17 protein-coding genes are annotated in these 18,341 nt (G+C 56.7%); 8 read left to right on the plus strand and 9 right to left on the minus strand.

The window, feature by feature from the left end:
• The first annotated feature begins 331 nt into the window (after positions 1–331).
• Together O77CONTIG1_RS10205 and O77CONTIG1_RS10210 are read left to right on the plus strand one after the other, a co-directional pair.
• On the plus strand, positions 332–2,077 hold the full coding sequence (locus O77CONTIG1_RS10205; protein WP_317134243.1) for an AarF/ABC1/UbiB kinase family protein: 1,746 nt from the start codon (positions 332–334) through the stop codon (positions 2,075–2,077).
• A 300-nt stretch (positions 2,078–2,377) separates the two neighbouring features.
• A complete protein-coding gene (locus O77CONTIG1_RS10210; protein ID WP_068510298.1) occupies positions 2,378–2,899 on the plus strand; it encodes a hypothetical protein in 522 nt (173 codons plus the stop codon).
• 12 nt (positions 2,900–2,911) lie between these two features.
• Here O77CONTIG1_RS10210 and sixA read toward each other — a convergent pair whose 3' ends face one another.
• The 3 genes from sixA to O77CONTIG1_RS10225 form a co-directional block, all read right to left on the minus strand.
• Positions 2,912–3,412: a phosphohistidine phosphatase SixA gene (gene sixA, locus O77CONTIG1_RS10215; protein WP_068510300.1), complete on the minus strand. Its 501-nt coding sequence runs from the start codon at positions 3,410–3,412 to the stop codon at positions 2,912–2,914.
• A gap of 150 nt (positions 3,413–3,562) precedes the next feature.
• Entirely contained in the window at positions 3,563–3,895 is a 333-nt protein-coding gene (locus tag O77CONTIG1_RS10220; RefSeq protein ID WP_225894737.1) for a hypothetical protein, read from the minus strand.
• Between the two features lie 172 nt (positions 3,896–4,067).
• Complete coding sequence (locus O77CONTIG1_RS10225) at positions 4,068–5,495, minus strand: aspartate ammonia-lyase (RefSeq protein ID WP_317134244.1); 1,428 nt, start codon at positions 5,493–5,495, stop codon at positions 4,068–4,070.
• A gap of 231 nt (positions 5,496–5,726) precedes the next feature.
• On the opposite strand from O77CONTIG1_RS10225, the gene O77CONTIG1_RS10230 reads away from it, so the two are divergent.
• On the plus strand, positions 5,727–6,632 hold the full coding sequence (locus tag O77CONTIG1_RS10230; RefSeq protein ID WP_156435134.1) for a tetratricopeptide repeat protein: 906 nt from the start codon (positions 5,727–5,729) through the stop codon (positions 6,630–6,632).
• A gap of 206 nt (positions 6,633–6,838) precedes the next feature.
• Positions 6,839–7,741, plus strand: coding sequence for an endonuclease/exonuclease/phosphatase family protein (locus tag O77CONTIG1_RS10235; protein WP_068510306.1), 903 nt, complete (start codon positions 6,839–6,841; stop codon positions 7,739–7,741).
• A gap of 68 nt (positions 7,742–7,809) precedes the next feature.
• Here O77CONTIG1_RS10235 and O77CONTIG1_RS10240 read toward each other — a convergent pair whose 3' ends face one another.
• Together O77CONTIG1_RS10240 and dapF are read right to left on the minus strand one after the other, a co-directional pair.
• Positions 7,810–9,057 carry a lipid-A-disaccharide synthase-related protein gene (locus O77CONTIG1_RS10240; RefSeq protein ID WP_068510308.1) on the minus strand — a complete coding sequence of 416 codons (1,248 nt, stop codon included), beginning with the start codon at positions 9,055–9,057 and terminating at the stop codon, positions 7,810–7,812.
• Between the two features lie 122 nt (positions 9,058–9,179).
• On the minus strand, positions 9,180–10,028 hold the full coding sequence (dapF, locus tag O77CONTIG1_RS10245) for a diaminopimelate epimerase (RefSeq protein WP_068510310.1): 849 nt from the start codon (positions 10,026–10,028) through the stop codon (positions 9,180–9,182).
• 261 nt (positions 10,029–10,289) lie between these two features.
• Here dapF and O77CONTIG1_RS10250 point away from each other — a divergent pair, with 261 nt between their 5' ends.
• The gene (locus tag O77CONTIG1_RS10250) at positions 10,290–10,505 is read left to right on the plus strand and encodes an Hfq-related RNA-binding protein (RefSeq protein ID WP_068510312.1); all 216 of its coding nucleotides are present in this window, start codon (positions 10,290–10,292) and stop codon (positions 10,503–10,505) included.
• A 75-nt stretch (positions 10,506–10,580) separates the two neighbouring features.
• Here the strand turns inward: O77CONTIG1_RS10250 and O77CONTIG1_RS10255 are convergent, their stop codons facing one another.
• From O77CONTIG1_RS10255 to O77CONTIG1_RS10265, 3 genes are all read right to left on the minus strand, one after another.
• Positions 10,581–11,732: a DUF4335 domain-containing protein gene (locus O77CONTIG1_RS10255; protein WP_068510314.1), complete on the minus strand. Its 1,152-nt coding sequence runs from the start codon at positions 11,730–11,732 to the stop codon at positions 10,581–10,583.
• On the minus strand, positions 11,729–12,337 hold the full coding sequence (locus tag O77CONTIG1_RS10260; protein ID WP_084782485.1) for a DUF3038 domain-containing protein: 609 nt from the start codon (positions 12,335–12,337) through the stop codon (positions 11,729–11,731). The genes O77CONTIG1_RS10255 and O77CONTIG1_RS10260 overlap by 4 nt, the downstream gene beginning before the upstream one ends.
• A gap of 164 nt (positions 12,338–12,501) precedes the next feature.
• A complete protein-coding gene (locus tag O77CONTIG1_RS10265; protein ID WP_068510317.1) occupies positions 12,502–12,786 on the minus strand; it encodes a DUF427 domain-containing protein in 285 nt (94 codons plus the stop codon).
• 445 nt (positions 12,787–13,231) lie between these two features.
• On the opposite strand from O77CONTIG1_RS10265, the gene O77CONTIG1_RS10270 reads away from it, so the two are divergent.
• The 3 genes from O77CONTIG1_RS10270 to O77CONTIG1_RS10280 all read left to right on the plus strand — a co-directional run bounded on the left by O77CONTIG1_RS10270 (position 13,232) and on the right by O77CONTIG1_RS10280 (position 17,340).
• Positions 13,232–15,154: an AMP-dependent synthetase/ligase gene (locus O77CONTIG1_RS10270; protein ID WP_068510319.1), complete on the plus strand. Its 1,923-nt coding sequence runs from the start codon at positions 13,232–13,234 to the stop codon at positions 15,152–15,154.
• Positions 15,155–15,272: 118 nt separating this feature from the next.
• The gene (locus tag O77CONTIG1_RS10275) at positions 15,273–15,722 is read left to right on the plus strand and encodes a YlqD family protein (RefSeq protein ID WP_068516377.1); all 450 of its coding nucleotides are present in this window, start codon (positions 15,273–15,275) and stop codon (positions 15,720–15,722) included.
• 301 nt (positions 15,723–16,023) lie between these two features.
• Positions 16,024–17,340 (plus strand): dihydrolipoamide acetyltransferase family protein, encoded by a 1,317-nt coding sequence (locus tag O77CONTIG1_RS10280; RefSeq protein ID WP_068510321.1) that lies wholly within the window; start codon positions 16,024–16,026, stop codon positions 17,338–17,340.
• 147 nt (positions 17,341–17,487) lie between these two features.
• Here O77CONTIG1_RS10280 and O77CONTIG1_RS10285 read toward each other — a convergent pair whose 3' ends face one another.
• On the minus strand, positions 17,488–17,832 hold the full coding sequence (locus tag O77CONTIG1_RS10285) for a DUF1830 domain-containing protein (protein ID WP_068510322.1): 345 nt from the start codon (positions 17,830–17,832) through the stop codon (positions 17,488–17,490).
• Positions 17,833–18,341 lie beyond the last annotated feature (509 nt).

Consider the following 18,341-nt stretch of genomic DNA (forward strand, 5'->3'; position numbering starts at 1 on the left):
TGAAGTGCTGAGAATAGTAGGCTTTGGCGATGTGGATATATGATTTCTATTTAATGTATTGGCATAAAATATTCAGAAAGTTTACTGAGACGGGCGATCGCCATTTCATTCGATGTAGTTTCTTATACGATGGTAAATAGAGCGACCTTAAACGCTCTATCGGGAACCCTAGGCCCGAACCATCTCAAACCCGCCCAGACCTGCCTGAATGCTACCGTTGGGAAGTTGGGTTCTCCCCTTCCCCAAGGCAACCTCACACTGAAAATCCTGTTGCTGGCAGGCAATGGCAGGTTTTGAGTCGCACCCCTTTGGTTTGAGAGGATACGCAAGCGTGAGTCAGCATTCTCGTCAGCATGTTCTGGGTCAGCACTCACTGAGTCAGATGCGGCGCTACGACCCGGAGGCGATCGCCCAACACTACCGCGCTCGTCCCTGGCAGGTTCTCTGGCGTGCCGTTTCTATCGCCTGGATGTTTGCCGGGTTTCTCCTGGGTCTGCAAATCGACCAGTGGCGCGGACAAACGGGGGATCACCATCTCTGGCGTGCCGCCCAGCTTCGCCGTATTTTGACCCGCCTTGGCCCCACCTTTATTAAAGTGGGTCAGGCCCTTTCAACTCGACCTGATCTAATCCGCAAAGACTTCCTCGATGAGCTGGTAAAGCTGCAAGACAAGCTGCCGCCCTTCCCTAACGACATCGCCTTCAGCATTATTGCAGCCGAACTGGAGCGCCCGGTTTCCGAACTCTATCAAGACATTTCACCAGAACCCGTCGCCGCTGCCAGCCTTGGTCAGGTCTACAAAGCCAAACTCTACACTGGCGAAACGGTCGCGGTAAAAGTACAGCGCCCCCGTCTGATGCCTGTGATCACGCTGGATCTGTACCTGCTGCGCTGGGCTGCAACCTGGATGGAGCCATTCCTGCCGCTGAATCTGGGACACGACCTAACGCTGATTGTGGATGAATTTGGCACCAAGCTGTTTGAGGAAATCGATTATCTCAACGAAGGGCGCAATGCCGAAGCCTTTGCTGCCAATTTTCAGGACGATCCCACCGTCAAGGTGCCTGCGATCTATTGGCGCTACAGCAGTCAGCATGTGCTGACGCTGGAATGGATCGACGGCTGCAAGCTCAACGACGAGTCGGGGCTATGTGCTATGAACCTCGACCCTGATACGGTCATCAAAATTGGGGTCACTTCGGGTCTGCGCCAGTTGTTGGAGTTTGGCTTCTTCCATGCCGATCCGCACCCTGGCAACCTGTTTGCCATGGCCGATGGGCGCATGGCCTATATCGACTTTGGCATGATGGATCAGCTGGATCAGTCCACCAAAGAAACGCTGGTGGATTCCGTCGTGCATCTCATCAACGAAGACTATGCAGAGATGGCGCGGGACTTTGTAAAGCTGGGGTTCCTCACGCCGGATACTGACATCCGCCCAATTATTCCGGCGCTGCAAGCGGTGTTTCAAAACGCTGTCGGCGCGAGCGTGGGCAACTTTAACTTTAGAACCGTCACCGACGAGTTTTCGGCGCTGATGTATGAGTATCCGTTTCGACTGCCCGCCAAGTTTGCGCTGATTATCCGGTCGCTGATTACTCAGGAAGGGCTGGCTCTCAGCCTCAATCCTGATTTCAAGATTGTGGAAGTGGCCTATCCTTACGTGGCGCAGCGCTTGCTGAAGGGCGAAACACCTGCCCTGCGCCGCCGCCTGCTGGAGGTTTTGTTCAAAGACGGCAAGCTGAACTGGAAGCGACTGGAAAACCTGATTGCGATCGCCCGCAGTGACAACAGCTTCGACCTGCTGCCCACGGCGCAACTGGGCTTGCAATACCTGATGTCCGACGAGGGAGCCTTTTTGCGCCGCGAAATCATCCTCGCCCTCACAGAAGACGATCGCCTCCACACCGACGATGTGCAGCGCCTTTGGGAACTGGTCAAAAACGACTTTCAGCCGGGTCGCTTGGTCAGCGCCGCCTGGGGTGCGATCGCCAGAGAAACGAGCGATCGCGCTGCGGCTCTGCTGCCTTCTGTCGCCACGCTGCTGGTTCCTCGCTCAGAAGATCAGACTCGGTGAATTTTTGGGGAAGGGTTAACTCTTCAGAGGCCTAGCTATGCTGTGTCAGACCGCAATCTTTAAGTTTGCGACTCTTGGAGGGGGCTGACTGAAGTCAGCACTACAAACTCAGCACTACAAACTCAGCACTACAAACTCAGCACTACAAACTCAGCACTACAAACGATTCACTGACAAGGTCATAAAACTGACAAGGTATAGAAAACTCGAAAGCTTGCGCTTGGTTCAGGTGGCTTTGGTTCGCTTGTATTATGCTAGGGATTGCTTGAGACACTCGATTCTCGCAATTGCGGCCGCTCTATGCAAAAACCAAGCGCAACTCGTGACCAGTCTAGCCTCGCAATTTCTCGACGGCTCTCGGTGGCAGAACTGAGCCAGCGCATTTTGGACATGGGCAAAACGGGGGTTTACCGAGCGTCGCTGTTTGAGGCGCTGGGCCCCGTGGCAACGCAGCGGCAAATTCGAGCGGCGATCGCCCATGCCAAGCACTTTGGGCTACATTCGGTTCCCAGCCTGCGCGATACCGAATTGGGCACGTACTATCAACTGGATGTCGCAAAATACCAATCGCTCCAGCATTTGGTAGAAGCCTCTGCGCCGCTAACTGCCGATGGCGATGTGATTGCCAAATATACCCGCGCTACAGAGGCGATCGCCACGATGCTGAATCTGGGGCGTGGGCTAGGCATTCTGCTGGCGGGCGCGGGCGGAGTCTGCGTGTTTTTGGGAAAGCCGCAGGTGAGCTTCGGCCTGCTGAGTGGGGCGCTGAGTTTGGGGCTGCTGTGGCTGCTGCAAGGGGCGATCGCCCATCGACAGCGCTAGGTAGACTTTTCACTACAAAATCAAAAATCGCGGCGGTGTCAGCCAGAAAATCTGACTATTGCCAACGGGCGTTCCGGTCTGAGGCGCAAGCAGCCCCACCACGCCCGCCTTTTTGAAAATAACGTTGCGCTTCACGTCGCCCCACACTAGGCGTTCTGTCCATTCGCTCAGGCAGGGTTCGTGCCCCACCAGTGCCAGGGTTTTCGCTCCCGTCTGCCGCCACTGGTCAAACCAGGGCAGCCAGTCCTGAAGAGAGCCGTCAAAGGTCAGATGGCGCGATTCTTCCAGCGACTGGCCCAACCCCGCGTCGCAGAGAATCTCTGCCGTTTGCCGGGCCCGCACCAGCGGACTCGTCAGCACATGATCAAAACGAATGCCAAGCTGGTGCAGCCGCTCAGCCACCTGCCGGGTTTTGTGCGTGCCCTCTTCGGTGAGCGGGCGCTCGTCATCGTTGGCATAGCTGCCGTGTTCGCCCGCCAGTCCGTGACGAATCAGGTAAAGTTCGAGGGTCATGAAGGGGAATAAACAGAGGACAGGGAAACAGATAGTGACAGAGGCGTAGTGACAGAGGCGTAGTGACAGAGGCGTAGTGACAGAGGCGATAGCGGTGACAGAGGTGAAAAAGTGCCGGATATTGGCAACTCCATTACTGCATTTAACTAGCTATCGAGAACGATTGAGTGCCGTCACGCGCTCGGCGTTGGAGAAGACATCTTCGCCCTGAAGCTGGGACAGAGCGGGTTTCATCTCCATTTTCAGCACGTTGTCTACGTTGATAAAAACGGTTTGCTCTGGCAAGTTGACAATCCACCAGTCTTTTTTTAGCAGGTGGCGCACTTCAAGTTGGGTAGTTTGGCGGGTGCCGTCGCCTTCGATGGGGGCGTAGAGGTTAAAGGATTCGCTGGTGCCGTTGACGTAGTGAAACGTGAGCTGGGTATAGAGAGATTCTTGGTATTCCATGACCTTCCAGTAGTGGGGATGCGGGTGTGCGGTCAATCTGCGTCTCGAAAGGCGCGAATGCTTCAATATTGCGATGGTTTCTGGAAAATCGGCCCAAGATTTTAAGGAATCTTCTCAAGACGTTTCAAGACGTTGGATGGGCGATCGCCCGCCCAGTTTTCCTGACAAGACTAAAAATTCGTCCATTTCCCACTGCTACTTCCCACTGCTACCCCTCGGCTTGGGCAGGGGGCATGGCGCTCATTTGCTCCAGATTGAGGACATTCGCCAGGTCTGCCTCGCTCATCAATCCTTTCTCCAGCACAATTTGCCGCAGGGATTTTCCGGTTTCTAGCGATTCTTTGGCCACCGCCGCTGCGTTGAGATAGCCGATGTGCGGGTTGAGCGCCGTTACCAGGGCAAGGCTGCCTTCGGCATAATGCCGACAGCGATCGCCATTGACCACGATGCCCTTCAGTCCCTTTTCAGTCAGGGCGGCGATCGCATTTCCCAAAATCTCGATGCTCTGGATCAGGCTGTAGGCGATCATCGGCATCATCACATTCAGTTCGAGCTGTCCGGCTTGGGCCGCAAGGGCGATCGCCGTGTCATAGCCCATCACCTGAAAACACACCTGGGAAATCATTTCCGCCATCACGGGGTTGTATTTCCCCGGCATGATCGATGAACCAGGCTGCACCGGCGGAAGCTGAATTTCTTTAAACCCGGTTTTGGGGCCAGAGTCCATCAGCCGCAGATCGTGGGAAATTTTCACCAAATCTTGCGCCAGGTTGCGAACCGCACCAGACACCGCCACAAAGGGAGCCATGCTCTGCATTGCCGCCATCAGGTGCGGGGCGGAGGTCAACGGTTTGCCGATCAGCGTGGAGAGAATCTCTGCGGCGCGAAATCGATACTGCGGATGCGTGTTCATGCCCGTTCCGGCTGCGCTGCCGCCCAGACCCAGCACGGCCAGGTCTTTTTCGGCAAACTGGAGCCGCGCCAGATGATCCGTCAAAATCTGCGCCCATGCGCCAAAGGTGTCGCCCATGCGGACGGGGACGGCATCTTGCAGGTGCGTCCGACCCGACTTCACCACATCGTGATATTCCGCCGCTTTGGACTGGAGAGCGGCGATCGCCCCCCTCAGCGCCGGATAGAGCGATCGCTCCAGCGCCAGCAACCCGCCAATACGAATGGCAGTAGGAATCACATCGTTGGTCGATTGCCCATAGTTGACGTGATCATTCGGGCTAACGCGGCTGTAGTTGCCCTTTTCGTCGCCCAAAATTTCCAGCGCCCGATTGGCCAGCACTTCGTTCACGTTCATGTGGTGCGACGTGCCCGCGCCCGCCTGATACACATCCACCACAAACTGATCGCGCAGGCTGCCCGCCAGCACCTCGTCTGCCGCCTGCACAATCGCCCGACTGAGGTCTTCAGCAATGCAGCCCAGTTCGCCATTGGCGATCGCCGTTGCTTTTTTGATCAGCAAGCAGGCATCGACATAGGTTGGCAATGGCTTTAGCCCGCTAATAGGGAAATTTTCGACCGCCCGCAGGGTTTGAATCCCGTAATACACCGCGTTGGGAATCTGCTTTTCCCCCATCGAGTCGCGTTCTATCCGAAAATCCGCCATATCCACCCGTCGTTTCACGTAATTTCCCGCTATGAAACCCTATTCAACCTGGGCATACTAGCTTTCAGAAGGGTGCATGGCGAGATTGGGACTTCATCATTATGAATGAAACGCTCCGGGAAACTAAACGCCCATCTCACGGGATGTTGATAAATGGCTAATTTTGCATTCTCGATTACCTTAGAGAAAGCAGGGTTTGTGCTGTTTCATTCGCTTCTCCGCCGGATGGCGCGATGACTTAGTGGTGCTATGAGTCAGACGCAAAATCAAGTTAATCAGGTTGATTCTATTCAAGACCGAGTGCAAAACCCAGGGATTCCAGATCAGGCTCAAGAGCACACACAAGAGCATACGCAAGATTTAAACACCTGGCTTGACCAGGGCATGGCGCTCTACGGGGTTGGCCGGTATGAGGGCGCGGTGGCTCGGTTTGACCGTTTATTGCAGCAGCAGCCCGACCACCCGGAAGCCTGGATGAAGCGGGGCTTTGCGCTGCACGCGCTGGAATATGACGAAGAGGCGATCGCCAGCTTTGAGCGGGCACTAAAGCTCAAGCCCAAAAACGCACTGGCCTGGCACGGCAAGGGCATTGCGCTGGCCCGGCTAGAGCGCTATGAAGAAGCGATCGCCAGTTTTGACAAAGCGGTGAAGTTTGACCCGACCGATGCCAAAGCCTGGTATAACCGGGGCTACGCCCAAAATCGGCTGTATCGCTATCGAGAGGCGATCGCCAGTTTTGACAAAGTGGTGGAACTGCGCCCCAACAACTACCGCGCCTGGTATAACCGGGGGCTGGCGCTGGGGGCACTGCGCCGCTACGAGGAAGCGCTGACCAGCCTGGAAACGGCCGTTACCATCAAGCCGACCTGCCACTATGCCTGGAGCTATCGTGGCATTGTCTTGGTCAAGCTGGAGCGGTTTGAAGAGGCGATCGCCAGCTTTGACCAGTCGTTGCAATGCAAAGAAGACAACCCAGAAGCCTGGTATGGCAAGGCGTGTGCCCGCAGCCTCCAGGGCGATCTGGAGCGCACCCTGAGAAATCTGCATCGCGCCGTGGTTCTCAGCCCCAATCTCTACCGCGTGATGGCGCAGACGGATACCAGCTTTGACAATGTGCGCCATAGTCCAGAGTTTCAGGCACTCCTGGGCGGTTGAGGCGGGACGAGCGGGAAAACAAAGGAAACCGAGATCAGGTCGCTTGGAACTGATCTTGGGAACTAATCATCGAGATTTTATCCACAGGTGTTGGACGTGATCTGCGGCGGCTCCTCTCAGTCGAGATTATGTCGATATGATAGGGACACGTTGTTGCGTCGCCCCGACGCTGCAATGGTTTCAGGGTTGTCGCTCTGGCCTGGCTTATGCGCGTCCGCATCGGTACGTTCAATGCTGAAAACCTGTTTGCCCGATTTCAGTTTAAGGAAGACCTGCCCTACGAAGAGCTTCCCGAAAAGTGGACTGCCAGCGTGACGCGGTGCATTCCGTTTTCAAATGGCAAGGAGCGGATCACGGCGGAAGCGATGGGGGCGCTGCGGGCAGATATTTTGGGACTGCAAGAAATTGAAGGCATGGATACGCTCAAGCAGTTTGTCCGCCAGTTTCGTTCGCTGATGCCCGACTATCCCTACAAGCTGGTCATTGATGGCAACGATCGCCGTCTGATTGATGTCGGTCTACTCAGCCGCTTTCCCTTCCGCACCATTCGCACGCATCAATTCGATCGCGCTCCCAGCGGCCACCTGATCTTTTCCCGCGACTGCTTGGAAGTAGACCTCGAACTGCCCGACCGCAAACCGCTGACAGTGTTTGTTAATCATTTCAAATCTATGCATGAGGGGCGCGAGGAAACCATGCATATCCGCAAGATCCAGACCCAGCGCGTTGTGCAGATTTTGCATGAGCGGTTTGGGGCCGATCCGGGCGCGGCAACCTGGGTGATTTTGGGCGATTTTAACGACTACCTGCCGTCGCTGGGGCTAGAGCCGCTGCTCAGCCAGCCCTGGCTGGAAAACGTGATCGAACGGCTGCATCCTGATCAGCGCTGGACACATTTCTTTTCGCGGGGTGAGGAATATCACCAGTTGGATTACATCCTTCTGTCGCGATCGCTCGCCGAAGCCAATCCCCAGGCGCTTCCCTACATTGAGCGGCGCGGTCTGCCCAAACGAGCCGAACGCACCGCAGTCCAGCGGTTCAACGGCGTAGGCAGCAGCGACCCCAAAGCGTCTGACCATTGTCCGGTGGTGATTGAGCTAGAAATTTAGAGATTTTAGATTTGGGGTAGGAATTCTATCAATCCAACAATCCAAAATCGCCAATCCAAAATCCAAAATCACCCCGGCCTCCCAACGCCTAGCCCCTGACTCAGCAGACAGGCAGCAATGCGATCGCTCGCACCGGGTCGCCCCATGCGGCGGCGACCGTTTTCGGCGATTAGTTGCAGGCGATCGGGGTCTTGCAGGAGCGATCGCACGGCTTCGGCTGCCTGGTCGGGCTGTTCGACCAAAATCACCGACGGCCCCAGCAGACGGGTTTGGGCTTCGGCAAAGGCGTAGGTAAACTGCGGTCCTTCGCCCGGAAAGATCAGCGCGGGCTTGCCCAATCCCACCACCTGTTCCGTAGCCGTGCCCGCCATCGCCATCGCCACGTCGCCCCGGTTGACGCAGCCATTAAAGGCCGTCGTCAGCAGCAATGTCGCTTTTTCCTGGCAATAGGCGAGCGGCGGTACGGGGGCAGGGTTCGTCAACTGCCAGCCGCGAGCCTGCAATGCCTGGTGCAAGATTGCCAGATCAAGATAAGGGGCGATCGCCGCCAAAAAGGTCACAGGTTGGTCGAGTCCTGTCACCAGCGATTGCGCCGCATCCAACAAGATTTCCCAATTTCGATAGGCTTCAGGCACCCGCGACCCCGGCAGCAGCGTCACCACCAGCGCCTCGTCGGGAATCGCAAAGTCAATCCCCATCGGTTCCAGATCATCCATCATCGGGTTGCCCAGGTCATACACAGGCAGCTTCCAGCGGCTCAGCACTTCGCTAGTGAGGCTGTCGCGAGGAAACACCGCCCGGCAGCGCCGCCGCCCCATCAGCCAGCGCTCCCAGGGCAAATAGACCGATCCCGACCAGCTTTCCATCCGCTCAAACCAGGAGGTGCGGGGCAAGAGTCCGGCTTCGTCTCGCAGGTAATATTCTGATTTCGCCGTGCCCACAAAAGCGTAAGATGCGCCGCTCCACCAGGCAAACAGCAGCGGCACCAAGTCGCCCACCGCCAAAATCAGGTCGCCCTGCTTCGCCCACTCGCGCACCACGCGAAGCTGGCTGAGGGTGAGTTGCAGCAGCCCGCCGCGCAGGTCTTTGGCAAACTGCCGCCCATCCATGTACACAAAGCCGCCGGAGGGGAGCTGCTTGACTGGGCCAATTACAGGAATGCCGCTTTGGGAAAAGGCATGACCTTCGCCCACCAGCGGCAGCGCCACGATATCTGCCACACGGCCTTCCAGATCTGCCCGATGCCGCAGGGCCCGGAGAATGCGGAGGGCGATCGCATCTTCTCCGTGGCCGTTGCTCAGACACAGTAGCTTCATGCCAAACCATCACTACGCGGTTGAACCTCAAGGATAAGGGATCGCCGCGAAATTGGGTAAGCCAGTCCAGCGCCCGCATTATCGGGATTTCGAGAGGTTAATGCGAGAACTTGTGAAAGAACTCATAGCGCCGTGCCGCTGAAGACCTTTTGCGCCGGGCCCGTCATATAAAGGTGCTGATCCGTCTCCGACCACTCGATCAGCAGCGGCCCGCCCGGAAGCTCCACTGTCGCGCGGCGATCGCTCTTGGCATTTAGCACCGCCGCCACCAGCGACGCACAGGCCCCCGTCCCACAGGCCAGCGTAATGCCCGCGCCCCGCTCCCACACGCGCATCTTCAGATAGTCGGGGCGCACCACCTGAATAAACTCGGTGTTGATCCGCTTGGGAAAAGCTGGATGATGCTCGAACTGGGGCCCGATCGCCTCCAGCGGAATCGCCGCCACATCGTCTACAAACGTGATGCAGTGCGGATTGCCCATGCTGACGCAGGTCACAGCCCAGGTTTGTCCGGCGACTTCCAGCGGCAGGTTGATCACCTTTTCCTCCGGCGTGGCCAGCGTCGTGGGAATTTCGCCCGCCAGCAGCCGGGGCTGCCCCATATCCACCGTGATCTGCCCATCGGCTTCCAAGCGCGGCGTGATCAGTCCCGCCAGCGTGTGAATTTTGTAGACTGGGCGCGGCGATCCGGTTTCGGCGGCTTCCAGGTCGGCAATAAAGCGGGCCAGGCAGCGGATGCCGTTGCCACACATCTCCGGCTCCGAGCCGTCGGAGTTGAAAATTCGCATGGTGTAGTCGGTGCCGTCTTGCCCTGGCAGCGCAAAGATTACGCCATCTGCGCCGATGCCAAAGTGGCGATCGCACCACTCCACTGCTTGCTCTGGGGTGATGCGTGGCTCTGGCTGCTGCCGATTGTCTACCAGAATAAAGTCGTTGCCCAGCCCGTGATATTTCGTAAATGCGATCGCCATAGCGGTGTGTAAGAGGGGTCTAACAAAAACTCAATGCTGCGGGAAGATGTTTCGAGTATCTTGCTTGAATCATCATAGGGTCGCAGTGGGCATTCTGAATATCGCAGCGGGCAGATTGCAGCGGGCGATCGCGCAGCATCCAGCCGGACTCCCCACCATCGATGCAGAGTATCTCCTAAACTGAAAGGAACCCGCCCCATCACCTCTGAATCGCCCAAAATCCAAGATCCAAAATCCAAAACCCTAAGATCTCCAAATCCTATGAGCATTGAACTAGAAACAGGCCTACCCAGCGTCCGTCAGATCCAAACCCTAATCCGCGAAGAGCGCGAAGTAGAACTCAAACTCATTACCAACGACCTGATTACGGGCAAAATGCGGTGGCAAGACCCGCACTGTGTCTGCGTGGTCGATCATTATGACCAGCAAACGGTCATCTGGCGCAGCGCAATCGTCTATATGAAGCCGAAGCTGTAAAGCAGGATCGAGAATCCGGTTCCAGGTTCCGGTGATTGCCCTGATACATCATCGCCGTAGCACATCACCGCGACCCTATTCGGGCGGCCTTCCGTGCCAGGGACTCACCTGCACCACGCCGCCTGGCGTAAACACCACGCGAAAGAGGGCGTTAGGTTCCACAGAGCGATTGGTCTGCCGATATTGTAGGTCGGGCAGCGGCGTTTGGTGGGCATATTGCACGGCGGCATTGTTCATATAGCGAAAGCCCAGGATGTCGCCGTTTTCTGCCACCGAGACTTGATAGACCAAATCTTCGGTAAAGGTAGGCCGCTGTGACCAGGCATCATCGAGGCGATCGCGCAGTTGGGTCTTGAGTCGATCCAGTTGCTCCGGCTCGGTAATCTCATTCGCATTGACCAGGGCTTCGCCTACTGAGCCACCCGTCTCCGGAGAAGCATTTTCAGGGCTAGCAGCGGGGCTAGGACTTGCAGCACTAGCGCTGTCCGAAATGGTAGTATCTGGACTCTGAACTGGGCTAGGGCTTTCGACCGGGACGGGCGAAGCCAGCGGCGTGGGCAAACCTGTCGGCGGGCTGGCTGCGGGAGACGCAGGGCTGACCAAGGGTGCGGGCGTGGCTGCATCCTCAGCAGCTTCGGGACGACGCTCTGGGATAGGCAAGAAGAACAGTGCCGCTGCCGCCGCCGCCAAGCCCGCCAGCCCAATCGCAGCGGGCACGACCTGCTTGGTCATGGGTTCATGGGTCACCGCATAGCGGCGCGACACGGGCGCAAGCTGGAGGGCAAACTCTGGCAAGGTCTGACTATCGGCCAAAAACTGGTCAATCGCTTCCACTAGGTCAAAAAGCTGCACCGTCCGCAAATCAATCTGCACCGGAGCCGACGACCCACCGCCATTTGCCTCACCCACAAACGAATCCGGCTTAACCGTCAGCCGATGCAAATCCGGCTCGACTCGCTCCAGCGACACCAATTCCCCTTGTCCTGGTTGGGTGTGGGGATGGGGCACGCCGCTGAGAATGCCCTGGGCATAGTTGCTGGCTGTGATCGCCAGATCTTCCAAAAACGCCCGGCCGCCGCTAATTGGTTTTGGCTGTCCGGCAAAGTGGCACTCGGCATTGGTCACCATCGACACGACGGGACGCGGCGCTGTGGCAGTCGCTCCGTCGCTTAGCCCTTCTACCACCAGCTTGCAGTTGGGCAGGGTATATTGCCGCTGAATCGTCATGCCACTTCTCCATCAAACAAGCTCGTCCAAAGTCGCTGGGGGCCGGCTGTGCCCGTACAGAAGAGAAGCTGACGCAGCAGCCCCAGCGCTAGGTCATTCAGCTTTTCGTCGGTGTCGTAGAGCAGCACAGCGGCGCGGCGCGGGTTCATGCGAGCGCGAAAGTGGGCCCGAAAGCGCTCCAGGTATTCCGACAAGCGGAAGTGATGCTCTACCGAAAGGTTGCGATCGCTCAATTGCTGATGCGCCAGCAGCAGTTGCCGAATCACCCCCGTCAGTCGCCGCGCCAGGTTGCAAATCACCAGCACCATTGCCTTACCCTCGGCTTGCGTCATGGTTTTGCGCTGGCTGCCATAGCGTCGCAGCGGGTTGGCGCTGCGGAGTCGCCACAGCCCGACGCGATTTTTCACAATGCTTTGCAGATTTAGATCGCTAGCGGTAATCAGCAGCGCCTCCGAACCCCCCAGATCTAGCGCTTCGATCGCCAGCAGCAGTAAGTCAAGCTGCACCCGCGCCCGCCGGGGAACGGTTTCACCAGGAACCTCAATGTCGGGCAGGGTTCCCAAGATGGGAGGAATGGATTGATCGGGCGGGGTTTGTACTTGCATTACGGTACTTACATTCTTCTCATGCAGTGAATTCATCTGCGGCTGTCTCAAAAGTCAGTCTATCAGCGGTTTGATTCCCCGATTCTGACTACTAGGCTGGTCGAGACAAACCCATGCAATCAGAACTTTATGACTGGGATGTTCGACTTTAGGTTGCCCGCGCTTTAAACTTCGACCTTCACGCCGCGCCAAAAGGCGACATGTCCTGCAATTTCCTTAGCGGCATCCTTCGGCGCTGGATAATACCAGGCGGCATCTTTGTTGACCTGGCCATCGACCACGATGTTGTAGTAGCTGGCAACGCCTTTCCAGGGGCAGGTCGTGTGGGTGTCGCTGGGCTGAAAGTATTCAGACTGGATGGCATCGGGTGGGAAGTATTGGTTGCCTTCAACCACCACGCAGCGATCGCTCTCGGCTAGCACGGCTCCGTTCCAAGTTGCTTTGGGCATGGGTTTGTCCTGATTAATCCTTAATCTACAGAGTTGTACAGATCGCTTAAGAACGAGCAGCTAAGAATTGGGCAGTTACTCTAAACCGTGCGGGGCTTTGACAGAATTCGACTTTCGATGAAAACTTTGCAGTGTTGAAAATTAGGGCTAAGAACTAAGGAAAGCTAAAACCCCTAACCATAACTCTTGTAAAAGAGTCCCAATCGCCAATTCTAGCGCGTGAGCTTACCAATCTTAAAGTTCGGCACTAGATTCACTTGAAAGCAAGACTGTGGTTAGGGATTGGGCAGGCGGACAGTTGGCCATTTTGGCGCGAGTGTCTGGGAGATGGGTGTTGCATGGCACGATGCTGCATAAACTAGAGCCAGAAACAAAACGCTGAACAGCATCCGATTGGACGTTTTTTGGCATTTTTGTTGAGCCGTCTAGCGCTGAGAGAACTCCCATGACTGCCGCCGTGTCTACTGCTGCCCCATCACGCAAATCACCCTTTAGCGAGATGCAAGCGGTTCCTGAACTGTTTGCCCGCTGCGCCCAGCAACCGGAGCTTGCCAATCTGACCGCTGTGCATGATCCCCACAGCACGCCAGAAATAAAGCTGACCTACGCCGAGCTATATCAGCAGATATTGCAATTTGCCGCAGGGTTGCAGGCGTTGGGCATTCAGGAGGGCGATCGCGTCGCATTGTTTTCCGACAACCGCCCCCGCTGGCTGATTGCCGACCAGGGCATTATGACCGCCGGGGCAATCGACGCGGTGCGCGGCTCCCAGGCAGACCCAGGTGAACTGCGGTTCATCCTCGACAACAGCGAAGCCGTGGCGATGATTACCGAAGACGCGGCCACGCTGAAGAAAGTCTCGCCCAAGCTGGATGACCTGCCGCTGCAAACGGTAATCCTGCTGACGGACGAAACGCTGGAGGCTCCGGGGCTGGAGATTCTCAACTTTTCGCAGGTGCTGGAACTGGGCAAAGACCGCGCTGTGCAGCCGCCCGCCCAGCGCACCCGCGCCACGCTGGCCACGCTGATGTATACCTCCGGCACCTCCGGCGTGCCCAAGGGCGTGATGCTGAGTCATGGCAACTTGCTGTCGCAGGTTGAAGGCGCGGCGACGGTGGTCGAACCGCAACCGGGCGATCGCGTCCTTAGCATTCTTCCGATCTGGCACTGCTACGAGCGCACGTTTGAGTACTTCATCTTTGCCCACGGCTGCACGCAGATCTACACCAACATTCGGTTTGTCAAAAAAGACCTGAAGGAGTTTCGTCCACAGTTTATGGTGGGCGTGCCGCGCCTGTGGGAGTCGATTTACGAAGGCATCCAGAAACAGTTCCGCGACCAGCCAGAGAAAAAGCAAAAGCTGGTGAATTTCTTGCTCAAACAGAGCGATCGCTACGTCAAAGCAAACCGCACTCTGCAAGGACTCAACCTAGACAACCTCAACCCCTCGCCCTTGGACAAGCTGAAGGCCATGGGCGAAGTGGCAATCACCTCTCCGATCTACCTGCTGGCGGATCGGCTGGTGTTTCAAAAGGTGCGCGATGGCATTGGCGGTCAGATCAAGTTTGTCGTCAGCGGCGGCGGCTCCATTGCCGAGCATCTGGAAGACTTTTTTGAAATGGCGGGTATTCCAATTTTGGGCGGCTACGGACTGACGGAAACCTCGCCTATTACCCATGTCCGCCGCGTCCGGCATAATCTGCGCGGAGCCGATGGACAGGCGCTACCCTACACCGAGACGCGCATCGTCAACCCGGAAACTCGCCAAGATTTGCCCCAGGGACAGCAGGGCTTGATCCTGATTCGCGGCCCCCAGGTGATGCAGGGCTATTACAAGAACCCCGAAGCTACCCGCAAGGCCATCGACCCAGATGGCTGGTTTGACACAGGCGACCTAGGCTGGATGACACAGTGGGGCGACTTGATTATTACCGGCCGCGCCAAGGACACGATTGTTCTCACGAATGGCGAAAACATTGAGCCGCAGCCCATCGAAAACGCCATCATCCGCAGCGTGTATATTGACCAGGTGATGTTGGTGGGACAGGATCAGCGGATGATTGGGGCGCTGGTGGTGCCCAATCTGGAAACGCTGGAATCCTGGGCAGCGACTCAGGGTGAGGCGGTGCGAAATGCAGACGGCACAATCAACCTGGAGTCGAAACCCGTGCAGGACTTGATTCGTCAGGAATTGACCCAGGCAGTGCAAAATCGACCAGGCTTCCGCCCGGATGAGCGGATTGGGCCGTTCCGCATCCTCAGCGAGCCGTTTACGGTGGACAATGGGCTGCTGACCCAGACGCTAAAAGTGCGCCGCAACGTTGTGATGGAACGCTATAGCAGTATGATCGAATCGATGTTTGCCTGAGGCCGTTCCCGCATGTTGTATGGTTCAGGGGCGGCGTGAGGGCGATCGCCAGAGTGTTGCACCAGATCGTGGCACAAACACTTCAAACCTTTATTGAATGGACGATTTCAACTTCCTCATGGACCCCTCCCAATCCTACTTGCTCCTCAAACGCGCTGTGAACGTCAAAGCTGTGGTCACCCCCCGCTGGAAAGAAGAAAAGCAGCAACAGCTCCAACTTCAAATCGACCAGCTTGATGAACAAAAGCAGCAGCTTGAAACCCAAGAGCAGCGCATGATGGCGGAAATGCGAAAGCAAATTATTCGCCCTGACGATCCGGCGATCGCCCAACAAATGAACAATTTCCAACTCCAGGTCAACCAGCGCAAAAGCGAAATCCTGGAGCGTCGCAACCAGGTGTTGCTGCAACTTCAGCAGGTGCAGCTTTTAGACATGGATCAAGAAGTCAGCGAAGGGCTGGTGGAAGGCTTCTGTCGCGTCGAGATGGGCGATAACCTGATCCGCAAAATGCAGATCGAGGTGCTGCTGCGGGACGGCATTGTGGAGGAAATTCGGGGAGAGCTTTAGGCAGGCGTGATAGGCGGTTAGAGCCTGAGAGCAAGCTCTCCGATGCTCCCCAAAATCCAAAACCCAAAATCCCAAAATCGGTTCCTCCCTTCTCATCTCCAAACCCTAACCCCTCTCGCCAAAAATCTGCTTCGTATCGCGTTACAATTCAATCTGCTGAGTCTCCATTGTTTTGGAGTGGGACTTGGCTGCAAAGATTTCGGGGTCGATAGTTTCAGGCAGTCTGAGCTACAGTCAATTACGCTTGACTGGATGACCCAGCTTACATTTCACCATTACTCACGATTTGGGAAGCCGCTCCATGATCCACGAAGTTTTCATGCCTGCGCTCAGTTCTACGATGACCGAGGGAAAGATTGTTTCCTGGGTAAAAGCACCGGGCGACAAGATTGAAAAGGGCGAAACCGTGGTGGTGGTGGAGTCCGACAAGGCGGACATGGATGTGGAGTCGTTCTATGAGGGTTATCTAGCAACGATTATTGTGGACGCAGGCAGCACGGCTCCAGTGGGCGAGGCGATCGCCCTGATTGCCGAAACCGAGGCGGAGATTGAGGCCGCGAAGCAGAAGGCAGCCAGTGCTTCGGCTCCTGCTCCGGCTGCCCCGACTCCTGCGCCTGCTACTACCGAACCGGAACCCGTCGCTGCGACCGTGGAAGAGGCGATCGCCAGCAGCAACGGCAGTTCTGGGCGGCTCGTCGTGTCGCCCCGCGCCCGCAAGCTGGCCAAAGAACTCAAGGTTGACCTAGCCACGCTCAAAGGCAGTGGCCCCCACGGGCGCATCGTTGCCGAAGATGTAGAAGCCGCCGTTGGCAAAGTGTCTGAACCTGCAACTGCGGCAGTGACTCCGGCTGCGGCTGCGGTCGCTGCTCCGGTGACTGCGCCTGCTCCGGCTCCGGCTCCGGCAACTCCCAAACCCGCCCCCGCTCCGGCGGCCCCCGTCACGCCGGGCCAGGTCGTGCCCCTGACCACGCTGCAAAATGCCGTTGTGCGGAACATGGTCGCCAGCCTAGAGGTGCCCACCTTCCACGTCGGCTATACCATCACCACCGACAACCTGGACAAACTCTACAAGCAGATCAAGTCCAAGGGCGTAACGATGACGGCACTGCTGGCCAAGGCAGTTGCCGTGACCCTGAAGAAGCATCCGCTACTCTACGCGGCCTACACCGACCAGGGCATTAAGTACAACAGCGGCATCAATGTGGCGGTGGCGGTGGCGATGGACGATGGCGGACTGATTACGCCCGTTCTGCAAGCCGCTGACCAAATGGATATCTACACCCTGTCGCGCACCTGGAAGGACTTGGTCGATCGCGCCCGCTCCAAGCAGCTCCAGCCCGCAGAATACAGCACAGGCACGTTTACGCTCTCCAACCTGGGAATGTTTGGCGTTGATCGCTTTGATGCCATCCTGCCGCCGGGCCAGGGCGCGATTCTGGCGATTGGCGCATCCCGCCCGCAGGTAGTGGCGACCGCAGAAGGACTATTCGGCGTGCGGACGCAAATGCAGGTTAACCTGACTGCCGATCACCGGATTATCTACGGTGCCCATGCCGCAGCGTTCCTTCAAGACTTGGCCAAGCTGATCGAAACCGACGCGCAATCGCTGACGCTGTAACAGTTCGGTGTAATGGTTCCGCGTAACGGTTCAGTCATTCAGGAATACAAAAACCGACGCAAAAAAAGGGAGCGTCTGCGCTCCCTCCTAACCTGCTTCTCAACCTCGGAGATCAAACCCGCAACCGAGCGCTCGAACTCAGCCGAGCTATTCCGCAGACGTAGCCGCCGCGAAGGCTTGGCGAACTTGAACACTGTTAAATCCAGCTTCCGAAGATTCAAACGTCGCGTCTAGCTCGTCTTCAATCAGGAGGCGATCGCACGGGATCGTGTCTGACAGAATGGCACTAGCCATCATACCGCAGTGGATTTCTAGCATTGCGTCGGGTACAGCCTCAAAAATGAGTCGCTGCCCCGGAAACACCACGCGCTCAAAATACCAGCCAGGAACGTTAGTGATGCGAGCGATCTGGATTTTGCTAGTCGCGTTCACGTAGCAGCAGAGAATGTGAACCGACTTATCGGTGGGGACGGGATCGATAATTTGCGCCATAGCCGTGAGGAGCCTCGTGTAATTGCGTGGGTGGTTTAACCCTAACATCCCACGATCCCAAAGGCTGTAAACTCAACTACCAACGATCCGCACACAAAACTTTACGGGAACGTGATCCCCGCATAAAGTCAGCCGCGACCAACACTTTCTCTGACTCTGTTTCAGCATTCTGGCTGGCTAGCTGCCGCCCATCAGACACTTAAACGTCTGAGCATTGAGTGAGGTCGCGCCAGTCCTCCGCAAACCTTCAATTAAACCAGGTCAAAACCCAGGTCAAAACAAATATCCTCAAGGAGACTATCGCGTTTTTGAGGCTTTCAATGTCTCTGGATACGAAACTTCGATGCACGCCAAGAAAGTCGATGGTATCGTAAAGATATATAAACAAGTATCTCAGATTCGATACCCGTCTCTCACCTGCCTCTACAGCCTGACTCTACAGGCGAAAGCCCCTACCTGAACGCCATCAAGCGGCAGCCCATGTCTCTCACTTGCCTCTACAGCCTGAC

It is taken from the genome of Leptolyngbya sp. O-77 (assembly GCF_001548395.1).
GTDB lineage: Bacteria > Cyanobacteriota > Cyanobacteriia > Elainellales > Elainellaceae > Thermoleptolyngbya.

Excerpts from the sequence above, each read along its gene's own strand:
- sixA (WP_068510300.1), bottom strand. The coding sequence starts at position 3,412 with ATGACCCTCGAACTTTACCTGATTCGTCACGGACTGGCGGGCGAACAC.
- O77CONTIG1_RS10265 (WP_068510317.1), bottom strand. The coding sequence starts at position 12,786 with ATGCCCAAAGCAACTTGGAACGGAGCCGTGCTAGCCGAGAGCGATCGC.
- O77CONTIG1_RS10270 (WP_068510319.1), top strand. The coding sequence starts at position 13,232 with ATGACTGCCGCCGTGTCTACTGCTGCCCCATCACGCAAATCACCCTTT.
- O77CONTIG1_RS10255 (WP_068510314.1), bottom strand. The coding sequence starts at position 11,732 with ATGACGATTCAGCGGCAATATACCCTGCCCAACTGCAAGCTGGTGGTA.
- O77CONTIG1_RS10230 (WP_156435134.1), top strand. The coding sequence starts at position 5,727 with ATGAGTCAGACGCAAAATCAAGTTAATCAGGTTGATTCTATTCAAGAC.
- O77CONTIG1_RS10210 (WP_068510298.1), top strand. The coding sequence starts at position 2,378 with ATGCAAAAACCAAGCGCAACTCGTGACCAGTCTAGCCTCGCAATTTCT.
- O77CONTIG1_RS10260 (WP_084782485.1), bottom strand. The coding sequence starts at position 12,337 with ATGCAAGTACAAACCCCGCCCGATCAATCCATTCCTCCCATCTTGGGA.
- dapF (WP_068510310.1), bottom strand. The coding sequence starts at position 10,028 with ATGGCGATCGCATTTACGAAATATCACGGGCTGGGCAACGACTTTATT.
- O77CONTIG1_RS10285 (WP_068510322.1), bottom strand. The coding sequence starts at position 17,832 with ATGGCGCAAATTATCGATCCCGTCCCCACCGATAAGTCGGTTCACATT.
- O77CONTIG1_RS10235 (WP_068510306.1), top strand. The coding sequence starts at position 6,839 with ATGCGCGTCCGCATCGGTACGTTCAATGCTGAAAACCTGTTTGCCCGA.
- O77CONTIG1_RS10240 (WP_068510308.1), bottom strand. The coding sequence starts at position 9,057 with ATGAAGCTACTGTGTCTGAGCAACGGCCACGGAGAAGATGCGATCGCC.
- O77CONTIG1_RS10275 (WP_068516377.1), top strand. The coding sequence starts at position 15,273 with ATGGACCCCTCCCAATCCTACTTGCTCCTCAAACGCGCTGTGAACGTC.
- O77CONTIG1_RS10280 (WP_068510321.1), top strand. The coding sequence starts at position 16,024 with ATGATCCACGAAGTTTTCATGCCTGCGCTCAGTTCTACGATGACCGAG.
- O77CONTIG1_RS10250 (WP_068510312.1), top strand. The coding sequence starts at position 10,290 with ATGAGCATTGAACTAGAAACAGGCCTACCCAGCGTCCGTCAGATCCAA.